Below are 2246 nucleotides of genomic sequence, written 5' to 3' on the forward strand. Positions count from 1 at the left end.
CAGCAGTGGTGAAATTCCAAGCAGTTGCGCCTGTAGTGCCGGCATAATTGTTACCTGCCGAGTCTTTAATTGCACCGCTGGCAATTTCAACGTAGTAATCAGTACCACCTGCTAAATCCGCTGTGGGATTAACTGTGACTGTACTACCGCTAACGGTGACATTGGCTGAGGTGACATCAATGGTTTCTACAACTGAGTTGTCAGAGACTTTCTTGATGACAATATTGCCAGTGCCTTTTTGTACGGCTTCACTCAAGGTGACAACTAAATCAGCAGCAACTGCAACACTGGTGGCGTTGTCTGCGGGGGTGAAACTGGCAGCGGTGGGGGCTGTGGTGTCAGCCGTGCGCGTCAAAGCAGTGGCCGCTGTATTGTTGTTGCCGGCGGCATCCGTAGCTATATTGGCGGGGATGTTAACTGTAACTGTGCCACTCCCTGTGGGGGTGACGGTGAAGTTGTAGGTGGTGCCGGTGCCACTAAAGCCGCTGACGGTGCCGTTGGTGACGGTGATATCACTGGCGATAAAGTTGGTTGTGCTTTCACTGAAGGTGGCGGTGACGGGAAACGCTGCGGTGACGGTGGCGGCGGCGGCCGAAGTCAGGCTGACGGTGGGCGGTGTGGTGTCAAAGGTACGGGTTAAGGCGGTGGCGGCGGTGTTGTTATTTCCAGCCGCATCGGTGGCGACCCCAGTAGGGACGTTAACCGTGACAGTTCCTTGGCCGGTGGGGGTGACGGTGAAGTTGTAGGTGGTGCCGGTGCCACTAAAGCCGCTGACGGTGCCGTTGGTGACGGTGATATCACTGGCGATAAAGTTGGTTGTGCTTTCACTGAAGGTGGCGGTGACGGGAAACGCTGCGGTGACGGTGGCGGCGGCGGCCGAAGTCAGGCTGACGGTGGGCGGTGTGGTGTCAGCGGTGGTGAAGTTCCAGGCTGTTGCGCCTGTAGTGCCGGCATAATTATTACCAGCTAAGTCTTTAATCGCACCGGCAGCAATTTCAACGTAGTAACCAGTACCTTGCGCTAAATCTGCCACTGGGTTAATGGTGACGGTACTACCAGTAACGGTGACATTTGTGGAGGTAACATTTATAGTTTCCACCACTGAGTTGTCAGAGACTTTCTTGATGACAATATTGCCAGTGCCTTTTTGTACGGCTTCACTCAAGGTGACAACTAAATTAGCAGCAACTGCAATATTAGTGGCGTTATCTGCGGGGGAGAAACTGGCGGCTGTCGGCGCTGTGGTCTCTAAAACACCTGTGGCTCCCAAAACTCCCAGATAATTAGTAGTTAACGAACCCGTCGTTTTAGTGACGGTAATGCTTTGAAGCGTTTTGGCTGGGTTAGGATTGAACCCAAACCCAAATAGGGCAACATCGTTGGCATCATGATAACTTGTTCCAGTTGTATCAAAGCTCCTATCCCTTCCGTCGATCAGATAGTAACTGGAAAATGATTCAGTGGTAATTTCGTTAAACCAGTCGGGAACTGTGGCTGTGGCTGTCCCAGTAGTGCCATCGCTATAGTTAAATGTCACCTGCATCCCAGCGTCGCCATTGGAACTGGTGGCCAACAGGTGGACTTCTGAATACTGATTGGGCGTAACTGCAAAGTTAAAGGATGTGCCGTTAGCTGTGAGGACTTTGGCGTTGTTGCCGTTATTGGTGTTGTTGTAGCCTAGCTGAACGTCGGGATGGTAAGCATTCGTGGCGAAAAAGCCGTTGTCGGGTAAACCGTTCCCATTAGCACCGGCTTTAAATGTGGCAAAGGACTGAGTTATTAGGGTTCCCCCCGAGGAATCCAGTCCGCTCTGTGTCGTGTCTGTGACTCCTCCCGTGTAGTTGATAATGACATCGCCATCGAATACTGATGTGAGGTCAAATTGAACGGCTGTGGCTAAAACACCGGCATAGGTTGCGATCACTTCGCTGGACAAGGCAAGTCCGCCTTCAATTGAACCGGTGGTTTTTTCCAGTTCCCAGTCGCCCCCTAGTGCTGCATTCCCCGTCTTGTCGGTAGATGCTGCCACATCTGCCCCTGTTATTTCACTGAGGCGCTTTACGAAGTTTTCTCCAACTTCTCCGGCGGCTACATCGCAGCCATAAAGTAGGATATCGCCATTTGCTGTCAGGGCATTTCCCCACTGTTTTAGCCGATCGCTGAAAGTTTCTAGTACAGCTCGGCGTAAATACACAGACTATTAAACAGCCAAGACTTTACCCTTGTATGTCCACTTAAAAGGTTTG

1 protein-coding gene is annotated in these 2246 nt (G+C 51.7%); it reads right to left on the reverse strand.

Features of this window, described 5'->3' with window-relative positions:
- Window positions 1–2194 (reverse strand): Ig-like domain-containing protein (locus tag QUA90_RS26800; RefSeq protein WP_333448398.1); only part of this gene is annotated, 2194 nt, incomplete at its 3' end.
- Window positions 2195–2246 lie beyond the last annotated feature (52 nt).

Source organism: Microcoleus sp. D3_18_C4 (genome assembly GCF_036702355.1).
In the GTDB taxonomy this organism is placed as follows: Bacteria; Cyanobacteriota; Cyanobacteriia; order Cyanobacteriales; family Microcoleaceae; genus Microcoleus.